The following is a 234-nucleotide window of genomic DNA, read 5'->3' on the forward strand; positions in this document are numbered from 1 at the left end:
GAAGAAGCGTTTTACTGTCTGCACGTTCGCTTCAATGTTCATCGGATATCTTCTTTCTCTTTTTTTGTGTTGGGCAACTCGCTAGTCGAGGTTGATCAGGTCTTTGAAGATCAAACGGCCCCAGGTCTTGCCGCGGGCCTGCACAAGTAGACCGCCCTCCGACAGGCCGCCTATCTGGATCGGGGCGAACCCGAGTCGCTGGGCAAGTGCCGCCACGTCTTGCGACGCCTGTTC

1 pseudogene is annotated in these 234 nt (G+C 56.0%); it reads right to left on the minus strand.

The features are described 5' to 3' along the window. Positions 1 to 81: 81 nt before the first annotated feature. A pseudogene (locus SB764_RS44735) lies at positions 82 to 234 on the minus strand (NADP oxidoreductase coenzyme); the annotation flags it as partial.

This window comes from Paraburkholderia sp. SIMBA_027, from assembly GCF_046535315.1.
Taxonomy (GTDB): domain Bacteria; phylum Pseudomonadota; class Gammaproteobacteria; order Burkholderiales; family Burkholderiaceae; genus Paraburkholderia; species Paraburkholderia tropica.